The organism is Bacillus sp. ZY-1-1, from assembly GCF_003047165.1.
GTDB classification, from domain to species: Bacteria; Bacillota; Bacilli; order Bacillales; family Bacillaceae; genus Bacillus; species Bacillus velezensis.
Genome location: NZ_CP027061.1, coordinates 1627627 through 1652595 on the forward strand (window position 1 = coordinate 1627627; position 24969 = coordinate 1652595).

Here is a 24969-nt window from a genome sequence, read left to right on the forward strand (position 1 = left end):
ACGTTCTTTCGCTTTTTTACGTTTGCGTCATGGTATCTAAAAAGGTTTGAACGGCTTTGCGGTAGCTCTCCGGATTTTTGGTGTACGACATGGCATGCCCGCCCGATTCGGCCAGATAGAGCATCTTCGGTCCGCGTTTTCTGCGGTGCAGCAATTCGGAAGAAGCGGGAGGTATATAATCATCTTCCTTACTGTGAATAAACAGCACGGGCTGCCGGATTCGGCTGATAACCGATAGAGGCGATACATCACGGATACGGTATCCTTCTCTCATCCGCAAAAAGAAATCAGCCAAAGGCAGAAGCGGCCACGGAGGCAGCCGGAACTCCCGCTTCAGTCTGTAGGCGAGCTGATCGCGAAAGCTTGCGAACGGACAGTCCGCAATATAAAAATCAGCGCCTTTTTCATCCTGATGCCCGCCCGCGTATAATAAGGCCGTCACCGCTCCCATCGATTCCCCGTGGATGCCGATTTGACCGCCGTCTCCCGTTTTGTGTCTCACCCAATTCACGGCTTCTTCCAAATCATCTTTTTCAAAATAGCCGTAGCTCGTCGTTCTGCCGCCGCTTTTTCCGTGCCCGCGGTGGTCATATACGAGCACATTCCAGCCTGAATCTAAAAATAAATCCATGTATTTCAATGAATTGAACGAATTTACGGTAACGCCGTGACAAATAATCATGGTGTTTGCCGTATGATGCGGGGCGACGTAAAAGCCTTTGATCTCATACCCGTGGCGTGACAGGATGACGGCCTCTTCTTTTTCCATGGCCTGAAAGGAATCAAATCTATCATGCCCGTCCGCCGTTTCTTTTTTCATGATATCTTCATCCGTCTTTTTCTTCATAAACATAATGAGATTCGTAAAAGCGAATCCGGCAGCCAAAAAGACTGCGCAAGCCGAACCGAACACCGCCAGCCATTTTTTCACACAGGCGCCCTCCTTTCATATGAAAAATCCTTCCTCCGGCTTTTCAGGACCGTGAACGTTGCCGGCCGCCGGCGCTCCGTGGTACACTTGCTTCACCATATTCAGATACGGGGGGCGTAATGATGAAAAAGCAGCTGTCTAAAGAAAAACACAGCTTAAAAGACGATCTGGGGGAAGATCTGAAGGCCAGGCTTTTGCAAATGAAAAGTGAGCTGAAGGAAGAAGACGAGAAAAAACAGGCGCAGCAAAAAGCGGAACAAATCAGAAAGCGAAAAGAAAAAGAAAAACATAAAAGCTTTGAAGAGCTGCTGAATGAAAGCAGTCTCGATTGGCACAAATATAAATAAACCGGCATCTGACAAGGTGCCGGTTTTATTGTTTAAGAACGATGGGCTTCGTATACGTCCCGTTTTGTATGGTATTGCAGGGCTTTGATTTCCTGGCTGCTTAAACGCCGGGCCTCTGCAGCCGAACAGTTTTCTCTCAGCTGCTCAAGTGAGCTGGCTCCGGTGATGACAGAAGCGACGGCCGGCTGTGACAGTAAGTATTGAAGGGAAAGCTCCGTCATGCTCAAGTCAGGTGCGGCAGCGCCGATCGCTTTTTTGGTTTCTTCCACTTCTGCAAAAGAATATGTTAAATAGCCGTTCTCTTTTACGCTTGCGGCTGCTTGATCAAGCGGTTTTTCCGTAAGAAGCCCTTTAGCGACAGGCCCTCTGGCGACTACGCTGATCCCGTTCTCCTCTAAAAGGGGAAGCCACTCCTCAGGACGCCGGTCCAGCAGGCTGTATTGCATCATAACGCTTGAGATATTTGATTTTTTCACATATTCTTTAATGACATTCGGACGAATCGAGGAAATGCCGTAATACCGGATGACGCCTTCCTGTTTTAAGTCCTCAAACGCTTCGATCGTTTCGTCAATATGATCTTCCATCGTGCCGCCATGCAGCTGATAAAGGTCGATATAGTCCGTTTTCAGCCGGCGCAGACTGTTTTTGACCGCTTCTTTTATGTATCCTTTGGAGGCGTCCCAATGCCAGCCGTCTTTATCATCATTCCAGCGGTTTCCGGCTTTCGTGGCTAAAATGATGTCGTCCCTGCGGTTTTTGACGGCCTCCCCGACAATTTCCTCATTTCTGCCGAAATCATAAAGATCAGCGGTATCTAAATAATTGATTCCAAGCTCGATCGCTTCATCCAAAATAGACAGCGCTTCAGCTTTATCCGTCCCCAGCGACATACAGCCGAGCCCGATTTCGCTTATTTCTAAATCAGAATGTCCCAGTGTGCGTTTTCTCATCGTTTCGCTCCTTTTTATAGTCTTTTATTGACCGTAATATAAAGGCGCGAAGTTTTCAACTGTTAAGGCCCGGTGATCCAATCTCCGACATAGCGGAATGTCCGTCCGTATTCTTTCAGTTTAGCCCGCACTTCCCACGCCTTTCCGACCAATACGATACTTTTATCCTTCCGGTACACCTTCAATCGAAAAGCACCTCCCTCTCATGCATGTATGATAAAATATATGAGGCATAATAGAGAGACAGAACGGGAGATGACATGATGAAACATTTAGAAGAAAAAACACTTGCGAAAAAAAAGCTGTATGACGGGAAAGTCATAGATCTTTACTTAGAGGATGTAGAGCTCCCGAACGGAAAAACAAGCAAGCGGGAAATCGTCAAACATCCGGGAGCGGTGGCCGTACTCGCGGTGACAGAAGAAGGAAAAATCATTTTGGTGAACCAGTTCAGAAAGCCGCTGGAACGGACAATCGTTGAAATTCCGGCCGGGAAGCTTGAAAAGGGGGAAGAGCCGGAACATACGGCGTTAAGAGAGCTCGAGGAAGAAACGGGATATACGGCGGAAACCTTGACGAAAATCACCGCTTTTTATACATCACCCGGGTTTGCTGATGAAATCGTGCATCTCTTTCTTGCGGAAGGGCTTTCGCCGCTGGAAGAAAAGCGCGAACTGGATGAGGATGAATTTGTCGAAGTCATGCAGGTCACGCTTGAAGAGGCCGTGAAGCTGATTGAATCCCGCAGGGTGTATGACGCAAAAACGGCGTATGCGATTCAGTATCTCCAGCTGAAAGAAGCGCTGAAGGAAAAATGATGAAAACCATCTATGCGGATCTGCATATTCATATCGGCCGCACCTATACGGGAAAACCGGTCAAAATCACCGGGGCCAAAACGTTGACGCTGCATCGGATTTTAGAAGAGGCCAGTGAGGGGAAGGGAATTGAACTATTGGGAATCATCGACTGCCATTCCCCGGAAGTCATAGAAGAAATCGAGCGCGGAATTGATGAAGGCAGATACCGTGAGCTGAAAGAAGGCGGCATCCGGTATCGGAATACGACGCTTCTGTTGGGCAGTGAGCTTGAAATCTATGATCACACATGCCGCGGGCCGATTCACGTTCTCGTCTTTATGCCGTCTCTTGCCGAAATGAAGATGTTTTCTGAGTGGCTCGCAAAAAGGCTTAAAAATATCCATCTCAGTTCCCAGCGTATTTATGAAACCGGTTTGAATCTTCAAAGGAAAACAAAGGAATTGGGCGGGCTGTTTATTCCCGCCCATATGTTCACCCCGCATAAAAGCCTGTACGGAAAAGGGGTCATATCTTCTTTGACAGAAGTTTTCGACCCGGCGCTCATTGATGCGGCGGAACTCGGATTAAGCTGCGACACCGACATGGCTTCGCGGGTAACGGAACTTGATCCGTATACATTTTTAACAAATTCTGATGCGCATTCCTTAGGAAAAATCGGCAGAGAATATAATGAAATGCTTCTTAAAGAAGCGAATTTCACGGAATTTTCGCTGGCTTTAAAAGGGAAGGACGGAAGAAAAATCACGGCGAATTACGGGCTGAACCCGAAGCTCGGGAAGTATTACCGGACGGCTTGCGACCGCTGCGGCAGCCCGGTTGAAAAAGGAGCTTCCGCCTGTCCGGAGTGCGGGGGGAAAACTATGACAAAAGGGGTCAGTGAACGGCTAGAGGAACTGAGCGGCCCGAAAAAAAGCCGCGTGCCGCGGCCGCCGTATATTCATCAAATCCCGCTGCAGTTCATTCCGGGGGTCGGGCCGAAAACGTTAGACAAACTGAAGCGGGCTTTCGGGACGGAGATGGCGATTCTTCATCAGGCGCAAGAAGAGGAATTGGCGCATGTCGTCCAGCCTAAAATAGCGGCTGTCATTCATAAAGCGCGCACCGGGCAGCTCGTCCTTGAGGCCGGGGGCGGAGGGACGTACGGCAGAATCAAGCCGTAAAAGCCGGATTTTAGCGGAGCTCCTCCTGCACCTTCTTTTTCGTGCGGACAAACGCAATCAATTCGATGATTTCATCCTGATTCAGCGGCTGTCCGTCAACGGTCAGTGTGCCGCGGCCTTGTGCGGCGTTTGTTAATTCGATGGTCTGGGTAAACGGCTCCGCCTTTTTTTCAGTGCGCCCCAGTAAATCGTCGCACGTCGTGTCAAACAGATCGGCAAGCGTGCCCAGCGCCTCGAATGACGGACGCCGGTATCCTGATTCATACCCGGCGTACGTGCTTTTGGCGATGCCGAGACGGTCAGCCGTATATTGAAGAGACCAATTTTTCTTTTTTCTCAGTTCAGTTAAACGATCTAAATTCATATTCAAAACCGCTCCTTTTCACTTGAGCAAATTATATCATATCGATATGCAAAAGTGTACGCGAATTGAATAATAATCACTTGATTAATTTCAATCGTCTGTCTATAATTTGATTAAAAGTATGCGAAAAGCGAATGCTTAACACATCTTGAGAAATGGATGAAGAGGTGCAGGGTATGAAAAAATTATTGCTGTTAACAACCGGAGGAACAATCGCCTCAGTCGAAGGAGAAAACGGGCTTGCACCCGGGGTGAAAGCAGACGAATTGTTAACCTACGTATCAAAACTTGATAACGATTACACGATGGAAACCCATTCGTTAATGAACATCGACAGCACAAATATGCAGCCTGAATACTGGGCCGAAATCGCAAATGCTGTCAAAGAAAAATATGACGCATATGACGGGTTCGTCATTACGCACGGGACAGACACAATGGCGTATACATCAGCGGCACTGTCTTATATGCTTCAGCATGCTGATAAACCGATCGTCATTACGGGTTCGCAAATTCCGATTACATTTCAAAAAACCGATGCCAAAAAAAATATCACAGACGCGATCCGCTTCGCATGTGAAGGGGTGGGCGGCGTATACGTCGTATTTGACGGCAGAGTCATTCAAGGCACACGCGCCATTAAATTAAGAACGAAAAGCTATGATGCATTTGAGAGCATTAACTATCCGTATATCGCGTTTATTACCGAAAACGGAATTGAATACAACAAACAAGTGCACATGCCAAAAGACGATGCCTTTACGGTCAATACCTCACTTTGCACGGACGTGTGCCTGCTCAAGCTCCACCCGGGGCTGAAACCGGAAATGTTTGACGCATTAAAGGGCATGTACAAAGGGATCGTCATTGAAAGCTACGGCAGCGGCGGCGTGCCGTTTGAAGGAAGAGACATTCTCGCCAAAGTCAATGAAATGATTGAAAGCGGCATTGTCGTCGTCATTACGACACAATGTCTTGAAGAAGGAGAGGACATGAGCGTCTATGAAGTCGGCCGAAGAGTCAATCAAGATCTCATTATCCGCTCCAGAAATATGAACACGGAAGCCATCGTGCCGAAATTAATGTGGGCGCTCGGCCAGTCTCACAACTTGGCTGAAGTCAAAAACATTATGGAGACACCGATCGCAGACGACGTTGTACTGTAAAAACATGACTACCACAAAGAGAAAGTAGGGTTTTAGCATGACAAACGCGCAAAAAGAATATCGTCAGGAAAAAGATTTCCTCGGAGAAAAACAAATTGAAGCTGATGTGTATTACGGAATCCAAACGCTGCGCGCGAAAGAAAACTTTCCGATTACCGGCTACCGCATCCACGAAGAGATGATTAATGCGCTCGCCATCGTCAAAAAAGCGGCGGCGCTTGCCAACATGGATGTAAAACGGCTGTATGAAGGAATCGGAAATGCGATTGTCCAGGCCGCAGACGAGATTCTTGAGGGGAAATGGCATGACCAATTCATCGTCGATCCGATCCAAGGGGGAGCCGGAACGTCCATGAACATGAATGCCAACGAAGTAATCGGCAACAGAGCCCTTGAAATCATGGGCCATAAAAAAGGTGAATACATTCACCTCAGCCCGAACACACACGTCAACATGTCCCAATCGACGAACGACGTGTTCCCGACGGCAATCCATATTTCCACCTTAAAACTTTTGGATAAGCTCCTTGATACGATGGCGCATATGCTGAGTGTCTTTAAGGATAAAGCGAAACAATTTGATTCTGTCATTAAAATGGGGCGCACACACCTTCAGGACGCTGTGCCGATCCGTCTCGGACAGGAATTTGAAGCATACAGCCGCGTGCTCGAGCGTGACATAAAGCGAATTAAACAATCCCGCCAGCATCTGTATGAAGTCAACATGGGGGCAACGGCCGTAGGGACGGGGCTTAATGCCGATCCGCGCTACATAGAACAGGTTGTAAAGCACCTGGCTGACATCAGCGGACTGCCGCTTGTCGGCGCCGGCCATTTGGTTGACGCCACACAAAACACTGATGCGTATACGGAAGTTTCAGCCGCGTTGAAAGTATGCATGATGAACATGTCTAAAATCGCCAACGATCTGCGCTTAATGGCTTCAGGTCCGCGCGCGGGCCTTGCGGAAATTTCACTGCCCGCCCGTCAGCCGGGATCATCCATTATGCCTGGGAAAGTCAACCCTGTAATGGCAGAGCTGATCAACCAAATCGCCTTCCAGGTCATCGGGAATGACAATACGATCTGCCTCGCTTCAGAAGCGGGCCAGCTGGAGCTTAACGTAATGGAGCCGGTACTCGTATTTAACCTGCTTCAATCCATCAGCATCATGAATAACGGGTTCCGTTCATTTACCGATCATTGTCTGGCGGGAATTGAAGCCAACGAAAAACGTCTGAAGCAATACGTGGAAAAAAGCGTCGGCGTCATTACAGCGGTCAATCCGCACCTCGGCTATGAAGCGGCTGCGCGAATTGCCCGTGAAGCCATCATGACGGGGCAATCTGTAAGAGATCTCTGCCTTCAAAATGATGTACTGACAGAAGAAGAATTGGATATCATTTTGAATCCGTATGAAATGACAAAACCGGGGATTGCCGGAAAAGATCTATTAGAAAAATAAATTTTAAAGCAACAACAGCCGCCTTTTCACGTTTTTCAGTGAATAGGCGGTTGCCATACAAAGGGATGAGGCAGTATAGTATAATTTGTTATATCATTTGATGAAAGCGTTTTAGCTTTTTTCTTCTAGGGGGATTTTCTTGTGAAAGAGGTCAGATTGCCAAATTTATTGGAAATTATTATCTTATTATTCGGGTTTTTAGCACTTGTCTTATCGTTCACAGTGTTTTTCGACCTGCCGATCCAGCTAGCTCTATTAATATCCTGGTTTTTCGCTATTATTCTCGGAGTCAGGCTGGGATATTCATATAAAGACTTGCAGGATTCGATTGTCACCGGGATATCAAACGGTCTTGAAGCGGTGTTGATTCTCGTTTCGGTCGGTGCGCTCATCGGGACATGGATTGCCGGCGGCGTTGTGCCGACGTTAATTTATTATGGTTTAGAGTTTATTAATCCTCATATTTTCCTTCTGGCTACACTGGTTATCTGTTCCGTTATGTCCGTTGCGACCGGAACATCGTGGGGAACCGTGGGAACCGCGGGGATCGCCATGATTGCCATCGGAGAGGGAATGGGTATACCGCTTCCGATCGTAGCGGGAGCCGTTTTGTCCGGCGCTTACTTCGGAGACAAGCTTTCACCGCTGTCTGACAGTACGGTGCTTGCCTCCACGCTTTCTAAGGTGGATGTGCTGTCACACGTCAGAGCGATGATGTATCTGTCAATTCCGTCCTATATTATTACGGCCATTCTATTTACCGTAACGGGATTTATATACGGCGGAAAAAATATTGATCTCGACAAAGTGGAATTTTTAAAATCTTCATTGCAGAAAACGTTTGACATTCATATATGGATGCTCATTCCTGCTGTTGTCGTCGTTGTCCTTCTGATTTTGAAAAAGCCGTCTATGCCCGTTATTATCATCGGTGCTTTGCTTGGCGCAATCTGGGCTTCCGTCTTTCAGGGAATGAATTTTGCCAGTGCCATCGCGACTGCTTATAATGGTTTTTCTATTAAAACGGACGTCGAATTTTTAAACGGCCTGTTAAACCGCGGAGGCATTACCGGTATGCTGGATACGTTAGTCGTTATCCTGTTCGGTCTCGGTTTTGGAGGAATTCTTGAGAAGCTCGGCGTATTAAAAGTGATTGTCTCAACTTTTGAGAAAAAGCTGACCACACCGGGAAATGTGACGCTTTCGACATTGATCGTCGCCCTTTTAGGAAACATTTTCGGCTGTGCGATGTACGTGTCATTGATCCTGACGCCGAAAATCATGGAGAACAGTTATGATAAACTGAAACTTGACAGAAGAGTTTTATCCCGGAACGCAGAGGTGGGCGGCACGCTTACTTCAGGGATGGTGCCGTGGTCTGATAACGGCATCTATATGGCCGGCATTCTCGGCGTATCCACATTTTCATATCTGCCGTTCATGTGGCTCAGTTTTGTATCTATCGGACTGGCAATATTGTACGGATACACGGGGAAATTCATTTGGTACACGAAAGAAAAATCCTTGCAATCTCAAAAATTGGGTTAGGAGGTTCATTTCATGATTACAAAGCATATGATTCGGACGTTAATGATTGAAACGCCGACTGTTCCCGGAAATCTCGGAAAAGTGGCAACCGCCATCGGAGTGATGGGCGGAGATATCGGGGAAGTAGAAACCGTTAAAGTCGGCCCGAACTACACAATGCGCAACATCACGGTGCAGGCCGAAAATGAAGAGCAGCTGCAGGAAATCATTCAAGCCATTGAAGCTCTCGGTGAAGGCATCCGGCTTCATACAGTCTCAGATGAAGTGCTCTCTGCTCATGAAGGCGGCAAAATTCAGATGAAAAGCAAAATGCCGATCCGGACATTGGCTGAGCTTGGCCGTGTTTATACACCGGGCGTCGCCGATGTGTGCCGACTGATTGAAAACGAGCCTGAAAAAGCGTCCATCTATACGACAATCAGCAATTCTGTCGCCATTGTCACCGACGGCACGGCGATTCTCGGCCTCGGCAATATCGGTTCTGTCGCCGGAATGCCTGTAATGGAAGGGAAAGCCGCGCTTTTTGACCAGCTGGCGGGTATCAGCGGAATTCCGATTTTGCTTGATACCTCTGATCCGGAAGAAATTATTCGCACGGTAAAACATATTTCTCCGGGGTTCAGCGGAATTCTGCTTGAAGATATCGGTTCGCCTCACTGCTTTGACATTGAAGACCGCCTGAAAGAAGAACTGGACATTCCGGTTATGCACGATGACCAGCACGGCACGGCGGTCGTCACGCTCGCCGCCGCCATTTCCGCTTGTAAAAGCGCCGGTCTTGATTTAAAAGAAGCGAAGGTCGGACAGATCGGTCTCGGCGCGGCAGGCGTCGCCATCTGCCGCATGTTTATGGCATACGGAGTCAAAGCTGTCTGCGGAACGGACAAGTCAGAAGACGCAATGAACCGCCTCGCTCAGTACGGAGGTCAGCCGCTTGGAAGCATCAAAGATTTAATGGACACGTGTGACATTGTGATCAGCACCACCGGAGTTCCGGGTCTCATTAAAAAAGAGGATGTCAGAAAAGGACATGTCATTCTGGCCTTATCTAATCCGAAGCCGGAGATTGAACCGGAAGACGCATTACAAGCCGGAGCCGCTTATGCAGCCGACGGCCGCTCGGTCAATAATGTTCTCGGCTTCCCGGGGATTTTCCGCGGCGCGCTGAACGCCAAAAGCAAGAAAATCGACCATGAAATGCTTGTGGCGGCCGCAGAAGCCATCGCCTCTTGCACAAAACACGGCGATCTCGTGCCTCAGCCTTTGGATGCGGACGTGCATCAGGCTGTATCAGCAGCCGTAGAACGGGCCGCGGCAGGAAAATAAACAACTCTTACAGTACCGGACATGTGCCGGTGCTGTTTTTTTATCATGAATAGGAAACGGAATTCTTAGGCAGGCTAACAGATAGCAAAAGACGGAATAAAGAGGTGTCAATGTGGATTATTTTCCGCTGATCCATACAAATATTTGGGATGCTGTGATCGGCGTGCCGGTCGTCTTATGCGTTACACAGCTGATCAAAGTGTTCTGCCGGGTTCCGGGCATATTCGTTCCCACGATTGCCCTTGCTGCCGGAAATGTTGTGTCTATCGTTTTCGGTCACCATGAACACGTGTATGCGGGGATTTTCATGGGATTTTTTTACGGATACGCCGCCATGGGGAGCTATTCATCTGCCAAAACGTCTCTGCGCGCTTACCGGTCGAAACATGAGCCGTATTCATGAACACATCGGGATTTTTTTGTAATGATAAAGAAAAGGCAAAAAGGAGCGATTGGCACATGGCGAAGAGCAAAACGAAAAAAATGCGGGAGCATCTCAGAAGAAACGGGATGCGTGACGCAGTCTTGTCAAGGGGGACGGCGCCGCCTTTCAGCACCCATGAAAGAGTGACGAAAACCAAAAAAGACAGGCTTGAAAGAATAAAGCATAAAAAAAGGAACCCCTATGATCACCGGAGTGATGACGGGGGTTCTTTTTTTATGCCCGAATCTCGCGCCTTTCTATGATTTCTCTGTCATGTTTTCTCTTTTCTTTCATACAATCTACTAAATCAAGTCAATAGATTAGCGGGAGGAAAGCGGTATGAGAAAACAATCGTACAAAGAACTGTTTTTTCGCCATGTAAAGGATCATCTGTCACTTTATATATTTGTGTTCGTCTTGTTTTTGATGGGGGTCATTTTCGGGGCGATCATCGTCAACAGCATGACCATCACGCAGAAAGAAGATTTGTATTACTATTTAAGCAAGTTTTTCGGACAGCTGTCTGACGGAAAACATGCCGGCGCTTCAGAAATGTTTTGGCAGGCCGTCTTTCATGATGTAAAATATTTGGGGCTGATGTGGATTCTCGGTATTTCCGTAATCGGTCTTCCGGTTATTTTCATTATGGTGTTTTTAAAAGGAATCGTCGTCGGCTTCACGGTCGGTTTTTTAGTGAATCAAATGGGAATGAACGGGTTTTTCCTGTCATTTATTTCGGTTCTGCCGCAAAACATCGTTCTCATTCCGGCATATCTTATCATGGGGACATGCTCCATCGCTTTTTCACTGAAACTGATCCGGCAGCTGTTTGTCAAACGCAGCCTTCATGACGCGCCGATCCAATGGTTCGGACGCTACGCCTTCGTGCTGATTCTCATCGTTTTCTTCTCGGTCATCGCCTCGCTGCTCGAGGCGTACATGTCTCCGCTGTTTATGGAAAAGCTGTCATCACGCATATTTTAGAATTATTATCACAAAATAATACTTTTATTTATCAGTTTATAATAATTATAGTTGGAACTCTGCGCGTATTTTGTTATAATGAGTCATGGAATGCGGCGTAGGAGGGAAAGACATGGAAAACCGTATTGATCGAATTAAAAAGCAGCTGCACTCGTCAAGCTACAAGCTTACGCCACAGCGGGAAGCAACGGTAAGAGTGCTGCTTGAAAACGAAGAAGACCATTTAAGCGCAGAAGATGTATACCTCCTCGTAAAAGAGAAATCTCCTGAAATTGGTCTCGCTACAGTATACCGTACATTAGAATTATTAACAGAATTAAAAGTCGTTGATAAAATTAACTTCGGGGACGGCGTATCCCGCTACGACCTTCGCAAAGAAGGCGCGGCTCACTTTCATCACCATTTGGTGTGCATGGAGTGCGGAGCCGTCGATGAAATTGAAGAAGATCTGCTTGAAGACGTTGAAGAAGTGATTGAACGTGATTGGAAATTTAAAATTAAAGATCATAGATTGACTTTTCACGGAATCTGCCACCGCTGCCGCGGGGATGAAACAGAGTAAAAGCCTATGAACCTTTTCTGCCAGGAAAGGGTTTTTTGCTGTTTTTATGTATAAAAGCCTTTGAAATTGGCATAAGGTGTACTAACAGCCGCCAAAGAAAGGGTCGATCGAAAGATGGGCAGATTCCTGAAAACAGCCGCGGATACGATCAAAGTGTTTATTCTGTTCACAGGTTTTACCGCGCTGTTCTATTATGCTATGATATGGGTGAATTCAGAGTATGAAAACTATCATCGGTACGATAAACCGGAAGGCTCCGCCGTCAAAGTGGCCAAAACGGAACATGAGGAGAAAGACGGCTGGTTCGGCCGATTGATCTTTTTTTACCAAAACGGGGAGTAGATCAAGAGTGAAGGATCAAATTAAGGATTTCATCCATTATGTGAGGGTTGAAAGAGGGCTGTCCCAAAATACGATGATGTCCTATGAGCGTGATCTGAAAAGTTATTCTCTCTTCTTAACTGAAACCCTTCAGATCACTTCATGGAATGATGTGACCCGTCTTCATATTATTCAATATTTAAAGCATATAAAGGACTCCGGGAAATCCGGCAAGACGTCTGCCAGGCATTTGGCGTCGATCCGGTCTTTTCATCAATTTCTGTTAAGGGAAAAAGCCGCGGATAAAGATCCTTCGGTACATATTGAAACACAAAAAACAGAGCGGACGCTTCCGAAAGTATTGGCGCTTCACGAAGTTGAGCGGTTATTGGACACGCCTAAGCTTGACAGCCCGTTCGGTCTCAGGGATAAAGCCATGCTTGAACTGCTGTACGCAACCGGCATCCGGGTCAGCGAGATGATCGAGCTGAAATTATCCGACGTCCATTTGACGATGGGATTTGTCCGCTGCTTCGGAAAAGGGCGGAAAGAGCGGATTGTGCCGATTGGTGAAGCCGCTTCCCATGCGATAGAAGCATACATTGAAAAAGCCAGAGGGAAATTATTAAAGAAAAACGTAACCGAAGCGCTTTTTCTGAATCATCACGGCAGGCAGATCAGCCGTCAGGGATTCTGGAAAAATCTGAAAAAAATCGCCCTGGAAGCGGGGATTAAAAAAGAGCTGACACCGCACACGCTCCGGCACTCTTTTGCAACGCACCTGCTCGAAAACGGCGCGGATCTGCGCGCCGTGCAGGAGATGCTCGGACATGCCGATATTTCCACGACACAAATTTATACGCATGTGACGAAAACAAGGCTGAAGGACGTGTACAAACAGTATCATCCGCGCGCTTAGGAGCCGCTGCCAGAGGGGCCGCGGCTTTTTTTGCCGGATTGGCGGAATACAGAGAAGGTTCTAATTATTTGAATCGGCATTGTCAACAAGAATGTAAACGGTTTATACTTGAGTTGTCTGACCTCTGTAAGCTACAATGGACAGATGGAAGAAAAGGAGGCTTTTATGATGTCTGAATACAAATATAACCGGGTATTTTTAATTGTAATGGATTCTGTCGGAATCGGTGAAGCGCCGGACGCCGCCGATTTTAATGATATAGGCGCAAATACGCTCGGACATATCGCAGAGCACATGAACGGCTTACATATGCCCCATATGGCGCAGCTCGGTCTCGGACTGATCGGAGACATTAAGGGCGTGGAAAAAACGGAGCACCCTCTTGCGTACTACGGAAAAATGCAGGAGGCGTCAAACGGGAAAGATACGATGACGGGGCACTGGGAGATTATGGGCCTCTACATTGAAAAACCGTTTAAAGTGTTCCCGGAAGGATTCCCGGATGAACTTCTTCAGGAACTTGAGCGGCGTTCAGGACGGAAAATCATCGGAAATAAGCCGGCTTCAGGCACGGCGATTCTGGACGAGCTCGGAAAAGAACATATGGAAACGGGTGCGCTGATCGTTTACACATCAGCAGATTCCGTGCTGCAGATTGCGGCTCACGAAGATGTCGTTCCGCTGGAAGAGCTGTACAGCATCTGTGAAACGGCCAGAGAACTGACGCTTGATCCGAAGTACATGGTCGGCCGGATTATCGCAAGACCGTTCGTCGGAGAGCCGGGCAGCTTCAAACGCACGCCGAACCGTCATGATTATGCGCTCAAACCGTTCGGCCGCACGGTAATGAACGGAATGAAAGACAGCGGATTAGACGTCATTTCCATCGGCAAAATTTCTGATATTTATGACGGAGAAGGCATTACATCTTCCCGCCGCACGGTATCTAATATGGATGGCATGGACAAAGTGATTGAAACGCTCGGTGAAGAGTTTACGGGCCTGAGCTTTGCCAACCTCGTTGATTTCGACGCGCTGTACGGACACCGCCGCGATCCGGAAGGGTACGGAAAAGCGCTTGAGGAATTCGACGCGAGGCTTCCGGAAGTGTTTGAAAAAATGAAAGAAGACGATCTGCTTATTATCACTGCGGATCACGGCAATGATCCTGTCCATCACGGCACGGATCACACGCGGGAGTATGTGCCGCTTCTTGTTTACAGCAAAAAGCACAAACATACAGAACAGCTGCCGCTTGCGGATACATTTGCCGATATCGGCGCAACTATTGCCGATAATTTTAAAACGGAAAAGCCGGAATACGGAAAAAGCTTTTTATCAAGATTACAGTAGGGGGACTTTTTTTGAAACAAAAGATCGAACGTGCTGCTGCATTTATTAAAGAACACGTGAAAGAAACACCAAAGATCGGTCTGATTTTAGGGTCAGGGCTCGGCGTATTGGCCGATGAAATTGAAGGAGCTGTCAAGCTTACATATGAAACGATCCCTGATTTTCCGGTCTCAACGGTAGAAGGCCATGCCGGCCAGCTTGTGATGGGAACGCTTGAAGGCGTGCAGGTCATCGCGATGCAGGGCCGCTTTCATTACTATGAAGGCTACTCAATGGATCAGGTCACATTTCCAGTCCGCGTGATGAAAGCGCTCGGCGTTGAATCTCTCGTCGTGACGAATGCAGCCGGCGGTATCAACACTGAATTCCGCGCCGGCGATCTGATGATTATTACAGACCATATCAACTTTACAGGCACCAACCCGTTAATCGGGCCGAACGAAGCTGAATTCGGAGCGAGATTCCCAGACATGTCAGAAGCCTATGACAAAGAGCTGTCAAGCTTGGCTGAAAAAACGGCCGATGAGCTGGGCATTCCTGTTCAAAAAGGTGTGTATACAGCTGTTACGGGGCCGTCTTACGAAACACCTGCTGAGGTTCGGTTTTTAAGAACGATGGGGTCTGACGCTGTCGGCATGTCGACCGTGCCGGAAGTCATCGTCGCCAACCACGCGGGGATACGCGTGCTCGGCATCTCATGCATTTCCAACGCGGCGGCGGGTATTCTTGACCAGCCGTTATCCCATGAAGAAGTAATGGAAATGACGGAAAAAGTAAAAGGCGGCTTTTTGAAGCTTGTAAAAGCTGTAGTCGCACGATCTCAAAAATAAGTCAGCATAAGTCAGCTGTTTCTTCGGAAGCAGCTGTTTTTTTGTGCCCTCAACACGAAACATTTTCCAGAAGAGGCGTATAAAACCACCGGATTTGGAAAAAATAAAAAGGATTATGAAATGGAGGGCTTTGGAGATGAAACGTCTTATATCCACTTTGTTGATTGGCATTTTATTAACGGCATCAGCACCGTCCGCTTTTGCAAAGCCGGACGGAAAACATACATCGGAGCTCGCTCATGAAGCCAAAAGCGCCGTGCTGATTGAACGCGATACGGGAAGCATTCTTTATAACAAGAACAGCCGGGAGCGTCTGGCGCCGGCAAGCATGACAAAAATCATGACCATGCTTTTAATCATGGAAGCACTTGACAAAGGGAAAATAAAGATGAGCGATAAAGTCAGGACGAGTGAACACGCCGCGTCCATGGGCGGATCACAGATTTTCCTTGAACCCGGAGAAGAAATGACGGTAAAAGAAATGCTCAAAGGAATTGCGATAGCTTCCGGAAATGACGCATCTGTCGCAATGGCGGAGTATATCGCCGGTTCAGAAGAGGATTTCGTCAGTCGGATGAACAAAAAAGCAAAAGAATTGGGATTGAAAGATACCTCCTTCAAAAACCCGACGGGACTGCCTGAAAAAGACCATTACAGCTCTGCTTATGACATGGCGAAAATGGCGAAGGAATTATTAAAGTACGATAAAATCACTCAATTTACGGGAACGTATGAGGATTATTTAAGAGAAAATACAGACAAAAAGTTCTGGCTCGTCAATACAAACCGGCTGATCAAATTTTACCCGGGTGTAGACGGCGTGAAGACGGGCTTTACAGGCGAAGCGAAGTATTGTTTAACCGCCACCGCTAAAAAAGGAAATATGAGGGTCATTGCTGTCGTTTTCGGAGCCAGCACCCCGAAAGAAAGAAACGCCCAAGTGACCAAAATGCTTGATTACGCCTTCAGCCAGTTCAAAACGCACCCGCTGTACAAACGGAATCAAATCGTCGGAACGGTAAAAGTAAAAAAAGGAAAACAGAAACTGATCAAGCTGACCACATCTGAGCCGATCTCTCTTCTGGCCAAAAAGGGAGAGAACATGGACAAAGTAAAAAAAGAAGTGAAAATCAACGGCAATGTAACGGCTCCGGTTAAAAAAGGAGAGGTGCTCGGCAGCCTCGTTCTGAAAAAAGACGGAAAGGTGCTCGTTGAAAGCCCGGTCACGGCAAAAGACGACATGGAAAAAGCGGGTTTTCTCACTTTTCTGAAGCGGACGATGGGAGATTGGACAAAATTTAAATAATCGTGGCGAACGGGCACTAGTTTTGTCATAGTGAAGGAATTGCTTTCCCGAAAATCGAAACACTCATTATCCGATCATATCAAGGAGGAATGAGCATGAGCCTTGGAATTGACTTTCATGTCAAAGAATCCGTGCTTTGTATTCGATTAACAGGTGAACTCGACCATCATACGGCAGAATCATTAAAACAAAAGGTTACTGAATCGCTGGAGGCTGACAGCATCCGTCACATTGTGCTGAACCTTGACGATCTTACCTTCATGGACAGCTCCGGCCTCGGCGTGATTTTAGGGCGTTATAAACAAATTAAACAGCTCGGCGGAGAAATGGTCGTGTGCGCGATTTCGCCAGCGGTGAGACGTCTGTTTGACATGTCCGGCCTGTTTAAAATCATCAGGTTCGAACAATCGGAACAAAAAGCGCTTTTAACGTTGGGGGTGGCTTCATGAAAAACGAGATGCATCTTGAATTTTCAGCCCTCAGTCAGAACGAATCGTTTGCGCGCGTAACGGTTGCTTCTTTTATCGCGCAGCTTGACCCGACGATGGATGAGCTGACGGAAATCAAGACCGTCGTATCAGAAGCGGTAACAAACGCAATCATCCACGGCTATGAAGAAAACTGCGACGGAAAGGTGTACATCTCCGTTACGCTGGAGGATCATGTCGTCTATCTGACCATACGTGATGAAGGCCTCGGGATCACGGATCTTGAGGAAGCGCGCCAGCCGCTCTTTACGACAAAACCCGAGCTTGAGCGCTCCGGAATGGGCTTTACCATTATGGAAAACTTTATGGATGATGTCACGATTGATTCCTCGCCGGAGATGGGAACGACGATACGCTTAACAAAACACCTATCAAAAAGCAAAGCGCTTTGTAATTAAGGAGATTTGTTATGGATGTGGAGGTTAAGAAAAACAGCAAAAACGCGCAGCTCAAGGACCATGAAGTCAAAGAATTAATCAAAAAGAGCCAAGAGGGCGACCAGCAGGCAAGAGACCTCCTCATAGAAAAAAACATGCGTCTTGTGTGGTCCGTCGTTCAAAGGTTTTTAAACAGAGGCTATGAGCCGGACGATCTGTTTCAGATCGGCTGTATCGGATTATTAAAATCCGTTGATAAATTCGATTTGTCCTATGATGTCCGTTTTTCAACTTATGCCGTGCCGATGATTATCGGAGAAATCCAGCGCTTCATCCGTGATGACGGAACCGTCAAAGTATCAAGATCTTTAAAAGAGCTCGGCAATAAAATACGCCGGGCGAAAGATGAACTGTCAAAAACATACGGAAGAGTGCCGACCGTCCAGGAAATCGCGGATCATTTAGAAATTGATGCGGAGGATGTGGTGCTTGCGCAGGAAGCGGTGCGGGCGCCTTCATCCATTCATGAGACCGTGTATGAAAATGACGGAGACCCGATCACCCTGCTTGATCAGATCGCCGATCATTCAGAAGAGAAGTGGTTTGACAAAATCGCCCTCAAGGAAGCGATCAGTGATTTGGAAGAACGGGAAAAACTCATTGTCTATCTGAGATATTATAAAGATCAGACACAGTCGGAAGTAGCCGAACGGCTCGGGATTTCCCAAGTCCAGGTATCGAGGCTGGAGAAAAAAATATTAAAGCAGATTAAAGTGCAGATGGATCATACGGAAAGCTGACCTTTTACGGGCCGGCTTTTTTTATTTGTGCATCGGTGGTAATTTATGGTCTTTTGCCGCTGATGAATGAGAACAAAAGTGAACCACATACTACATATATAACCACCCGAAAGATGGTGATGCAAGATGGAAAGACGAATATTTCTCAGACTTCGCCACCGCGTGAAGGCTCATACCGGAGATATCATCACAGTCGGCGACGCCGCGCAGATTGCGGGACAGCAAAAGCTGAAAAAAAAACTGTCGGCACTGCCGCTGTATAAGGTCACGAAAAAAGACAAAAATATCGTCGTGCTGGACATCATAAAAGTGCTGAAAACCATTCATACCGCTTTTCCCGCGCTTGATGTACAGACCGTCGGCGGCGCTGAAACGATAGTGGAAATCCATTACCAGAAAAAGCAGCTGTCAGCCGTTTTATTCGTCGGTGTCTGGCTCCTGCTTTTTATCGGTTCATGTCTTGCCATTATGAATTTTCATGAAGATGTCAGTATGAGAGAAGTTCATATCGCCTTATATGAAATCATAACGGGCGAACGGAATGAATACCCGTATCTGCTTCAGATTCCATACAGCATCGGCCTCGGTCTCGGTATGATCGTCTTTTTTAATCACATCTTCAAAAAACGCCTGAATGAAGAGCCAAGCCCGCTGGAAGTCGAGATGTTTAATTATCAGCTTGATCTCGATCATTATGTCGCAATGCACGAAAATGAAGAGACGATGAAAGATCTGCATGATCGTTAGCATTCTTTTCGTTGTATTTGTCGGGCTTGGCGGAGGGCTGACCGTGGGCGCGGGCTTTGTGGCTTTTTTAACCGTTATGGGAATCGTCCCCCGCCTTATGCAGCTGACAAAAACAATGCGCTTTGTACAGGCCTACGAAGGAGCTGTTATTTCAGGAGCTGTGTTCGGCGGCTGGGAAACCTTAAATATGAATCATTTTTTTTTATCTGAATGGCTGGCCGTTCCGGTCGGGCTTTTGGCCGGCATGTTTATCGGCATGCTGGCCGCCGCGCTTACAGAAGTGCTGAATGTGCTTCCCATTCTTGCCAAACGGATCGGCTTCGGCAGCAAAATCATTATATTGCTGATGGCCATTGTGTTCGGCAAAATAGCCGGCTCTTTATTTCATTGGCTGTATTTTATCCATCATTCATAAGGAGGAACCGACGTGACAAACTTAAAAGAAAATTACAAAACAAAAGTGAAAGACTATCAGCCGAAACCGCCATATGTTTGGAATTGCGTCAAAGCCTTTCTGATCGGCGGTTTGATCTGTCTGATCGGACAGGCTCTTCAAGACTTTTACATCCACTTTTTTAATTTTAATGAAAAAACAGCGGGCAACCCGACGGCCGCCACTCTTATTTTAATTTCCGCCCTTTTGACCGGATTCGGCATTTATGACAGACTCGGGCAGTTTGCCGGAGCGGGTTCAGCCGTGCCGGTGACGGGTTTTGCAAACAGTATGACAAGCGCGGCTCTGGAACACAGAAGTGAAGGACTCGTGCTCGGAGTAGCGACAAACATGTTTAAATTGGCGGGAAACGTCATTGTATTCGGCGTCGTGGCAGCCTATATCGTAGGCCTGATACGGTTTGCTTGTGAAAAACTGTTTTCGTAGGAGGAGAAAAAATGAAATTAACCGGAAAGCAAACCTGGGTGTTTGAAAACCCGTTATTTGTAAATGCGGCGGGGACGGCAGCCGGACCGAAAGAAAAAGACGGCCCGCTCGGTTCGCTGTTTGATAAGACATACGATGAAATGCATTGCAATCAGAAAAACTGGGAAATGGCGGAACGTCAGTTAATGGAAGATGCCATCAACTCAGCTTTGCAAAAACAGAATTTGAAAAAGAGCGATATTGATTTGTTACTCGCGGGGGATCTTTTAAATCAAAATGTGACCGCCAACTACGTCGCCAGACATCTGAAAATTCCGTTCCTCTGTCTGTTCGGCGCCTGTTCGACATCAATGGAAACGATTGCCGTCGCATCCGCGCTCATTGACGGCGGTTTTGCGAACCGGGCGATCGCAGCCACGAGCAGCCATAACGCGACGGCAGAACGGCAATTCCGCAATCCGACGGAGTATGGCGGGCAAAAACCGGATACCGCCACTTCAACGGTCACGGGGGGCGGGGCGGTCATCATCAGCCAAAACCCTTCTGATATCAAGATTACAAGCGCAACAGTGGGAAAAGTAAGCGACCTCGGGATTACGGACCCGTTCGATATGGGATCCGCCATGGCGCCCGCTGCCGCCGACACAATCAAACAGCACCTGCAGGACTTAAACCGCACGGCGGATGATTATGATCTGATTTTAACGGGAGACCTTTCAGGCGTCGGCTCGCCGATCGTGAAAGATTTGCTCAAAGAAGAAGGCTATCCCGCCGGAACGAAACACGATGACTGCGGTCTTCTCATCTATACGCCGGACCAGCAGGTGTTTGCGGGCGGAAGCGGCTGCGCCTGCTCCGCGCTTGTTACGTACACACATATTTTTAATCAATTAAAATCAGGGGCTCTGAACAGGGTGCTCGTTGTCGCGACAGGAGCGCTTTTAAGTCCGACAATGATCCAGCAGAAAGAAACCATTCCGACCATCGCGCACGGTGTGGTATTTGAGCGGGCGGGAGGTGCATCATAAATGGAATATCTGTTGGCTTTTGTTTGCGGGGGAATCATATGCATTATCGGTCAGCTGCTGCTTGACATTTTTAAACTGACACCCGCCCATGTGATGACAACTTTTGTCGTCATCGGCGCCTTGTTGGATGGGTTCGGAATATATGACAAATTTATCGAATTTGCAGGTGCGGGCGCGACGGTTCCCATTGTCAGCTTCGGTCACAGCTTATTGCACGGCGCCATGCATCAAGCTCACGAGCATGGATTTATCGGGATCGCCATGGGGATTTTTGAACTTACTTCCGCCGGTATATCTTCAGCGATTTTATTCGCATTTCTTATAGCCATTATTTTTAAACCGAAAGGATAATGCCTGATGACGAAACGGAAGGTCATTCTTGTGACAGACGGGGACGTATACGCCGCCAAAACAATTGAATATGCCGCGGAAAAAGCAGGCGGGCGGTGTATTTCCCAATCAAAGGGCAATCCGTCAACCAGAAGCGGCCCCGAACTTGTTCAGCTGATTAAAGCCGCGCCGAATGACCCGGTGTTTGTCATGTTTGACGATTCAGGCCTGCAAGGGGAAGGGCCGGGCGAAACGGCGCTGAAATATGTCGCCTCACATCAGGACATTGAAGTGCTGGGGGTGATTGCGGTCGCTTCTAAGACCCATCAGGCTGAATGGACGAAAGTCGATGTCTCCATTGACCGTGATGGAGAAGTGACGGAGTATGGCGTCGATAAAACCGGAATGAGAGAAATGGACGAGCACAGAATGAACGGAGATACGGTGTATTGTCTGGATAAATTGGACGTTCCTCTCATTGTGGGCATCGGCGACATAGGAAAGATGGGGAGAAAAGATGACATATCCAAAGGCTCGCCGATTACGATGAAGGCGGTCGAATTCATTTTAGAAAGGAGCGAAAGTCATGCCGGAAAAACCGGAAAACATGATCAAGGTATACCGGGATCCTAGAAAAAATGAACAATTTTTTAAAGACCGCGTCGGTATGGGAACGAGCTATGATGTCGGCGTCCGCAAAGTTCGAGTATTAGACCGGGAAGTCCAGATTTACTTTGTCAACGGATTAACCGATACTTTGTTTATCATTCATTTAATGGAACAGCTCGTCGACGTCAATAATTATGATGAGAATGCGGATGAAGCGATTGACGTTGTTGAAAACAGGCTTGTCAATCAGCAGGTCCAAAAAGTCAAAACGCTCGACGAAGCAACAGATCAAGTGCTTTCCGGACTTGTGGCCGTTATCGTTGAAGACGCGGGCTTCGCCTTTATCGTTGACGTCAGAAGTTACCCCGGACGCACACCGGAAGAACCGGATACGGAAAAGGTCGTCCGCGGGGCAAGAGACGGTTTTATCGAAAATATCGTCATTAATACAGCATTGATCAGAAGACGAATCAGGGACGAAAGGCTCCGCGTCAAAATTACGAAAGTCGGCGAGCGCTCTAAGACCGATCTTGCCATTGTGTATATAGAAGACATCGCGGACCCGGACCTTGTCAGCATCGTCGAAAACGAAGTGAATGCGATTGACATTGACGGATTGACGATGTCTGATAAAACAGTGGAAGAATTCATCGTCAAACAGGGCTACAACCCGTTTCCGATGGTCAGATACACGGAGCGGCCGGATGTGGCCGCCAATCACATTTTGGAAGGGCACGTCATCATCGTCGTTGATACGTCACCGAGCGTGATCATAACGCCGACAACGATTTTTCACCATGTTCAGCATGCGGAAGAATACAGGCAGGCGCCTTCAGTGGGAACATTTTTAAGATGGATCAGGTTCTTCGGTATTATCGCTTCAACGGTTCTGCTTCCGATCTGGTTTCTCTTTGTTCTCGAACCGTCTCTTCTGCCTGAAAGATTGGATTTTATCGGTTTAAATAAAAATACGCACATCCCGATCATTCTGCAAATCTTTTTAGCCGATTTGGGGATTGAGTTTCTCAGGATGGCCGCGATCCATACGCCGACCGCTTTATCCACCGCCATGGGTCTGATTGCGGCGGTGCTGATCGGTCAAATCGCCATAGCGGTGGGGCTGTTTTCAGCAGAAGTGATTCTGTACGTATCGATCGCCGCCATCGGATCATTTACCACGCCGAGCTATGAGCTCAGCCTCGCCAATAAAATGATACGCCTCATCTTAATGGTGCTCGTGGCCATTTTCCAAGTGAAAGGCTTTGTGATAGGCTTTACATTGCTGCTGATCATAATGGCGAATATCCGTTCGTTTCATACGCCGTATTTATGGCCGTTTTTACCGTTTAACGGCAAGGCGCTGTGGCAGGTGCTCGTCCGGACGACAGTGCCGGGAGCGAAAGTCAGACCGAGCATTGTTCACCCGAAAGACCGTCAAAGACAGCCAAGCGGTTCATAATCGCATTGAAACCGACAGAAGATTATGATATTGTATGTCTTAACTTATACGGGACTTGTATAAGGACAGCTCAAAAGAAGCTGTCCTTTTCACCCATAGGCGGATCAGAAAGAGGGAATGAGCATTGTTCTTACATGGCACAAGCAGACAAAACAAACTAGGTCATTTGGAAATCGGAGGTGTGGACGCGCTGTATTTAGCGGAGCATTACGGCACGCCTCTTTATGTTTACGATGTGGCTTTAATACGTGAGCGCGCTAAAAGCTTTAAACAGGCATTCATTGACGCGGATTTAAAGGCGCAGGTCGCGTACGCGAGCAAGGCGTTTTCTTCCGTTGCGATGATACAGCTCGCTGAGCAGGAGGGGCTCTCATTGGACGTTGTATCCGGCGGAGAGCTGTTTACGGCGGTTGCGGCTGGTTTTCCGGCTGACAGGATTCATTTTCACGGCAACAACAAAAGCAAAGAAGAGTTGAAAATGGCGCTCGATCATCAAATCGGCTGCATCGTCGTTGATAATTTTTATGAAATATCCTTACTCGCGGAACTGTGCCGCAAATCAGGGCGCACAATGGATGTGCTTCTCAGGATCACTCCGGGGGTAGAGGCCCATACGCATGATTATATTACAACGGGGCAGGAAGATTCCAAATTCGGTTTTGATCTGCATAACGGGCAAATAGAAAAGGCGATTGAACAAGTATTGCAGTCAGACCATATCCGCCTTCTCGGCGTTCACTGCCACATCGGATCGCAAATTTTTGATACGGCGGGCTTTGTGCTGGCCGCAGAAAAAATCTTTGCAAAACTGAATGAATGGAGAGAATCATTCGGCTTTGTCTCTGAAGTGCTGAATTTAGGGGGCGGCTTCGGCATCCGCTACACGGAAGAGGATGAACCCCTTCATCCCGCCGTTTATGTGGAAAAAATTATCGAAGCGGTAAAAGAAAACGCAGCGCTGCACGCTTTTGACATTCCGGAGATCTGGATTGAACCGGGACGCTCGCTCGTCGGAGATGCCGGAACGACGCTTTATACCATCGGTTCGCAAAAAGAAGTGCCCGGCACCCGTAAATATGCAGCGGTTGACGGGGGCATGAGCGATAATATCCGTCCTGCGCTTTATCAGGCGAAATATGAAGCCGTATCGGCAAACAGAATCGGAGAACACCACGATAAAACGGTATCCATCGCGGGTAAGTGCTGTGAAAGCGGGGATATGCTCATTTGGGATATAGACCTTCCGGAAGTGAAAGAAGGCGATCTTCTCGCCGTTTTCTGCACGGGAGCGTACGGATACAGCATGGCTAACAACTACAACCGTATTCCGCGTCCCGCCGTCGTTTTTGTGGAAGACGGCGAAGCGCATCTTGTCATTAGAAGAGAAACTTATGAAGACATTGTAAAACTGGATCTGCCGTTTAAGACGGGGGTCAAACAATAAATAAAAAAGAGACCGGAACAATGGCGT

The 24969-nt window shown here is 47.7% G+C and carries 31 protein-coding genes; 27 read left to right on the plus strand and 4 right to left on the minus strand.

The features are described 5' to 3' along the window. Nucleotides 1-16: 16 nt before the first annotated feature. Nucleotides 17-931: an alpha/beta hydrolase gene (locus C5I45_RS08325; RefSeq protein ID WP_003153309.1), complete on the minus strand. Its 915-nt coding sequence runs from the start codon at nucleotides 929-931 to the stop codon at nucleotides 17-19. 122 nt (nucleotides 932-1053) lie between these two features. Here C5I45_RS08325 and C5I45_RS08330 point away from each other — a divergent pair, with 122 nt between their 5' ends. Then, nucleotides 1054-1278: a YqkE family protein gene (locus C5I45_RS08330; protein WP_003153311.1), complete on the plus strand. Its 225-nt coding sequence runs from the start codon at nucleotides 1054-1056 to the stop codon at nucleotides 1276-1278. Between the two features lie 32 nt (nucleotides 1279-1310). Here C5I45_RS08330 and C5I45_RS08335 read toward each other — a convergent pair whose 3' ends face one another. Both C5I45_RS08335 and mciZ read right to left on the minus strand, forming a co-directional pair. Further along, nucleotides 1311-2231, minus strand: coding sequence for an aldo/keto reductase (locus C5I45_RS08335; protein WP_024085553.1), 921 nt, complete (start codon nucleotides 2229-2231; stop codon nucleotides 1311-1313). Nucleotides 2232-2293: 62 nt separating this feature from the next. Then, on the minus strand, nucleotides 2294-2416 hold the full coding sequence (gene mciZ, locus C5I45_RS08340; RefSeq protein ID WP_003153315.1) for a Z-ring formation inhibitor MciZ: 123 nt from the start codon (nucleotides 2414-2416) through the stop codon (nucleotides 2294-2296). Between the two features lie 78 nt (nucleotides 2417-2494). On the opposite strand from mciZ, the gene C5I45_RS08345 reads away from it, so the two are divergent. Beyond that, nucleotides 2495-3049: an NUDIX hydrolase gene (locus tag C5I45_RS08345; RefSeq protein ID WP_003153317.1), complete on the plus strand. Its 555-nt coding sequence runs from the start codon at nucleotides 2495-2497 to the stop codon at nucleotides 3047-3049. After that, a complete protein-coding gene (locus C5I45_RS08350; protein ID WP_015388049.1) occupies nucleotides 3049-4212 on the plus strand; it encodes a TIGR00375 family protein in 1164 nt (387 codons plus the stop codon). Before C5I45_RS08345 ends, C5I45_RS08350 begins: the two co-directional genes overlap by 1 nt. Before the next feature lie 10 nt (nucleotides 4213-4222). On the opposite strand, the gene C5I45_RS08355 is transcribed toward C5I45_RS08350, so the two are convergent. Continuing rightward, nucleotides 4223-4576: a helix-turn-helix domain-containing protein gene (locus C5I45_RS08355; RefSeq protein WP_003153320.1), complete on the minus strand. Its 354-nt coding sequence runs from the start codon at nucleotides 4574-4576 to the stop codon at nucleotides 4223-4225. Nucleotides 4577-4752: 176 nt separating this feature from the next. Between C5I45_RS08355 and C5I45_RS08360 the strand changes: the two genes are divergently transcribed. The 24 genes from C5I45_RS08360 to lysA all read left to right on the plus strand — a co-directional run bounded on the left by C5I45_RS08360 (nucleotide 4753) and on the right by lysA (nucleotide 24942). Next, nucleotides 4753-5742 carry a type I asparaginase gene (locus C5I45_RS08360; RefSeq protein ID WP_003153321.1) on the plus strand — a complete coding sequence of 330 codons (990 nt, stop codon included), beginning with the start codon at nucleotides 4753-4755 and terminating at the stop codon, nucleotides 5740-5742. Nucleotides 5743-5779: 37 nt separating this feature from the next. Further along, nucleotides 5780-7207, plus strand: a complete 1428-nt coding sequence (gene aspA, locus C5I45_RS08365; protein ID WP_003153322.1) for an aspartate ammonia-lyase — start codon at nucleotides 5780-5782, stop codon at nucleotides 7205-7207. A 141-nt stretch (nucleotides 7208-7348) separates the two neighbouring features. Then, nucleotides 7349-8755, plus strand: coding sequence for a Na+/H+ antiporter NhaC (gene nhaC / locus C5I45_RS08370; protein ID WP_107994333.1), 1407 nt, complete (start codon nucleotides 7349-7351; stop codon nucleotides 8753-8755). A 12-nt stretch (nucleotides 8756-8767) separates the two neighbouring features. Beyond that, complete coding sequence (locus tag C5I45_RS08375; protein ID WP_014305342.1) at nucleotides 8768-10081, plus strand: NAD-dependent malic enzyme; 1314 nt, start codon at nucleotides 8768-8770, stop codon at nucleotides 10079-10081. A gap of 112 nt (nucleotides 10082-10193) precedes the next feature. Beyond that, entirely contained in the window at nucleotides 10194-10484 is a 291-nt protein-coding gene (locus C5I45_RS08380) for a hypothetical protein (protein ID WP_003153325.1), read from the plus strand. 56 nt (nucleotides 10485-10540) lie between these two features. After that, nucleotides 10541-10768 (plus strand): hypothetical protein, encoded by a 228-nt coding sequence (locus tag C5I45_RS08385; RefSeq protein WP_024085551.1) that lies wholly within the window; start codon nucleotides 10541-10543, stop codon nucleotides 10766-10768. 76 nt (nucleotides 10769-10844) lie between these two features. Beyond that, nucleotides 10845-11489: a stage II sporulation protein M gene (gene spoIIM / locus C5I45_RS08390; RefSeq protein WP_024085550.1), complete on the plus strand. Its 645-nt coding sequence runs from the start codon at nucleotides 10845-10847 to the stop codon at nucleotides 11487-11489. Nucleotides 11490-11601: 112 nt separating this feature from the next. Further along, nucleotides 11602-12051: a ferric iron uptake transcriptional regulator gene (fur, locus tag C5I45_RS08395; RefSeq protein ID WP_003153330.1), complete on the plus strand. Its 450-nt coding sequence runs from the start codon at nucleotides 11602-11604 to the stop codon at nucleotides 12049-12051. Nucleotides 12052-12165: 114 nt separating this feature from the next. Beyond that, nucleotides 12166-12393 carry a YqzK family protein gene (locus tag C5I45_RS08400; RefSeq protein WP_003153331.1) on the plus strand — a complete coding sequence of 76 codons (228 nt, stop codon included), beginning with the start codon at nucleotides 12166-12168 and terminating at the stop codon, nucleotides 12391-12393. Nucleotides 12394-12400: 7 nt separating this feature from the next. Beyond that, complete coding sequence (gene xerD / locus C5I45_RS08405) at nucleotides 12401-13291, plus strand: site-specific tyrosine recombinase XerD (RefSeq protein WP_012117897.1); 891 nt, start codon at nucleotides 12401-12403, stop codon at nucleotides 13289-13291. A 168-nt stretch (nucleotides 13292-13459) separates the two neighbouring features. Further along, nucleotides 13460-14644 carry a phosphopentomutase gene (deoB, locus tag C5I45_RS08410; RefSeq protein WP_003153338.1) on the plus strand — a complete coding sequence of 395 codons (1185 nt, stop codon included), beginning with the start codon at nucleotides 13460-13462 and terminating at the stop codon, nucleotides 14642-14644. Between the two features lie 11 nt (nucleotides 14645-14655). Further along, nucleotides 14656-15474 carry a purine-nucleoside phosphorylase gene (locus C5I45_RS08415; RefSeq protein ID WP_014305339.1) on the plus strand — a complete coding sequence of 273 codons (819 nt, stop codon included), beginning with the start codon at nucleotides 14656-14658 and terminating at the stop codon, nucleotides 15472-15474. A gap of 136 nt (nucleotides 15475-15610) precedes the next feature. Next, on the plus strand, nucleotides 15611-16780 hold the full coding sequence (locus C5I45_RS08420; protein ID WP_003153342.1) for a D-alanyl-D-alanine carboxypeptidase family protein: 1170 nt from the start codon (nucleotides 15611-15613) through the stop codon (nucleotides 16778-16780). Between the two features lie 95 nt (nucleotides 16781-16875). Then, nucleotides 16876-17229, plus strand: coding sequence for an anti-sigma F factor antagonist (gene spoIIAA, locus C5I45_RS08425; protein ID WP_025852766.1), 354 nt, complete (start codon nucleotides 16876-16878; stop codon nucleotides 17227-17229). Beyond that, the gene (gene spoIIAB, locus C5I45_RS08430; protein ID WP_003153347.1) at nucleotides 17226-17666 is read left to right on the plus strand and encodes an anti-sigma F factor; all 441 of its coding nucleotides are present in this window, start codon (nucleotides 17226-17228) and stop codon (nucleotides 17664-17666) included. Before spoIIAA ends, spoIIAB begins: the two co-directional genes overlap by 4 nt. Nucleotides 17667-17677: 11 nt before the next feature. Continuing rightward, complete coding sequence (gene sigF / locus C5I45_RS08435; protein WP_003153348.1) at nucleotides 17678-18445, plus strand: RNA polymerase sporulation sigma factor SigF; 768 nt, start codon at nucleotides 17678-17680, stop codon at nucleotides 18443-18445. A 126-nt stretch (nucleotides 18446-18571) separates the two neighbouring features. Continuing rightward, nucleotides 18572-19192 carry a stage V sporulation protein AA gene (locus C5I45_RS08440; protein ID WP_003153349.1) on the plus strand — a complete coding sequence of 207 codons (621 nt, stop codon included), beginning with the start codon at nucleotides 18572-18574 and terminating at the stop codon, nucleotides 19190-19192. After that, the gene (locus tag C5I45_RS08445; RefSeq protein WP_014305336.1) at nucleotides 19182-19607 is read left to right on the plus strand and encodes a stage V sporulation protein AB; all 426 of its coding nucleotides are present in this window, start codon (nucleotides 19182-19184) and stop codon (nucleotides 19605-19607) included. Before C5I45_RS08440 ends, C5I45_RS08445 begins: the two co-directional genes overlap by 11 nt. A gap of 12 nt (nucleotides 19608-19619) precedes the next feature. Next, the gene (spoVAC, locus tag C5I45_RS08450) at nucleotides 19620-20072 is read left to right on the plus strand and encodes a stage V sporulation protein AC (RefSeq protein WP_003153353.1); all 453 of its coding nucleotides are present in this window, start codon (nucleotides 19620-19622) and stop codon (nucleotides 20070-20072) included. Between the two features lie 11 nt (nucleotides 20073-20083). After that, complete coding sequence (gene spoVAD / locus C5I45_RS08455; protein ID WP_003153355.1) at nucleotides 20084-21100, plus strand: stage V sporulation protein AD; 1017 nt, start codon at nucleotides 20084-20086, stop codon at nucleotides 21098-21100. Further along, a complete protein-coding gene (gene spoVAE / locus C5I45_RS08460) occupies nucleotides 21101-21451 on the plus strand; it encodes a stage V sporulation protein AE (protein WP_032857116.1) in 351 nt (116 codons plus the stop codon). It abuts the gene before it with no gap. 3 nt (nucleotides 21452-21454) lie between these two features. Then, the gene (locus tag C5I45_RS08465) at nucleotides 21455-22063 is read left to right on the plus strand and encodes a stage V sporulation protein SpoVABEA (RefSeq protein ID WP_024085547.1); all 609 of its coding nucleotides are present in this window, start codon (nucleotides 21455-21457) and stop codon (nucleotides 22061-22063) included. Then, nucleotides 22017-23498, plus strand: a complete 1482-nt coding sequence (locus C5I45_RS08470; RefSeq protein ID WP_003153360.1) for a spore germination protein — start codon at nucleotides 22017-22019, stop codon at nucleotides 23496-23498. The genes C5I45_RS08465 and C5I45_RS08470 overlap by 47 nt, the downstream gene beginning before the upstream one ends. 124 nt (nucleotides 23499-23622) lie before the next feature. After that, nucleotides 23623-24942, plus strand: a complete 1320-nt coding sequence (lysA, locus tag C5I45_RS08475; protein ID WP_014305333.1) for a diaminopimelate decarboxylase — start codon at nucleotides 23623-23625, stop codon at nucleotides 24940-24942. Nucleotides 24943-24969 lie beyond the last annotated feature (27 nt).

Coding starts and splice junctions, on each gene's coding strand:
- C5I45_RS08330 (WP_003153311.1), top strand. CDS start 1,054: ATGAAAAAGCAGCTGTCTAAAGAAAAACACAGCTTAAAAGACGATCTG.
- C5I45_RS08335 (WP_024085553.1), bottom strand. CDS start 2,231: ATGAGAAAACGCACACTGGGACATTCTGATTTAGAAATAAGCGAAATC.
- C5I45_RS08345 (WP_003153317.1), top strand. CDS start 2,495: ATGAAACATTTAGAAGAAAAAACACTTGCGAAAAAAAAGCTGTATGAC.
- C5I45_RS08350 (WP_015388049.1), top strand. CDS start 3,049: ATGAAAACCATCTATGCGGATCTGCATATTCATATCGGCCGCACCTAT.
- C5I45_RS08355 (WP_003153320.1), bottom strand. CDS start 4,576: ATGAATTTAGATCGTTTAACTGAACTGAGAAAAAAGAAAAATTGGTCT.
- C5I45_RS08360 (WP_003153321.1), top strand. CDS start 4,753: ATGAAAAAATTATTGCTGTTAACAACCGGAGGAACAATCGCCTCAGTC.
- aspA (WP_003153322.1), top strand. CDS start 5,780: ATGACAAACGCGCAAAAAGAATATCGTCAGGAAAAAGATTTCCTCGGA.
- C5I45_RS08375 (WP_014305342.1), top strand. CDS start 8,768: ATGATTACAAAGCATATGATTCGGACGTTAATGATTGAAACGCCGACT.
- C5I45_RS08385 (WP_024085551.1), top strand. CDS start 10,541: ATGGCGAAGAGCAAAACGAAAAAAATGCGGGAGCATCTCAGAAGAAAC.
- spoIIM (WP_024085550.1), top strand. CDS start 10,845: ATGAGAAAACAATCGTACAAAGAACTGTTTTTTCGCCATGTAAAGGAT.
- fur (WP_003153330.1), top strand. CDS start 11,602: ATGGAAAACCGTATTGATCGAATTAAAAAGCAGCTGCACTCGTCAAGC.
- C5I45_RS08400 (WP_003153331.1), top strand. CDS start 12,166: ATGGGCAGATTCCTGAAAACAGCCGCGGATACGATCAAAGTGTTTATT.
- deoB (WP_003153338.1), top strand. CDS start 13,460: ATGTCTGAATACAAATATAACCGGGTATTTTTAATTGTAATGGATTCT.
- C5I45_RS08420 (WP_003153342.1), top strand. CDS start 15,611: ATGAAACGTCTTATATCCACTTTGTTGATTGGCATTTTATTAACGGCA.
- spoIIAA (WP_025852766.1), top strand. CDS start 16,876: ATGAGCCTTGGAATTGACTTTCATGTCAAAGAATCCGTGCTTTGTATT.
- spoIIAB (WP_003153347.1), top strand. CDS start 17,226: ATGAAAAACGAGATGCATCTTGAATTTTCAGCCCTCAGTCAGAACGAA.
- sigF (WP_003153348.1), top strand. CDS start 17,678: ATGGATGTGGAGGTTAAGAAAAACAGCAAAAACGCGCAGCTCAAGGAC.
- C5I45_RS08440 (WP_003153349.1), top strand. CDS start 18,572: ATGGAAAGACGAATATTTCTCAGACTTCGCCACCGCGTGAAGGCTCAT.
- C5I45_RS08445 (WP_014305336.1), top strand. CDS start 19,182: ATGATCGTTAGCATTCTTTTCGTTGTATTTGTCGGGCTTGGCGGAGGG.
- spoVAD (WP_003153355.1), top strand. CDS start 20,084: ATGAAATTAACCGGAAAGCAAACCTGGGTGTTTGAAAACCCGTTATTT.
- spoVAE (WP_032857116.1), top strand. CDS start 21,101: ATGGAATATCTGTTGGCTTTTGTTTGCGGGGGAATCATATGCATTATC.
- C5I45_RS08470 (WP_003153360.1), top strand. CDS start 22,017: ATGCCGGAAAAACCGGAAAACATGATCAAGGTATACCGGGATCCTAGA.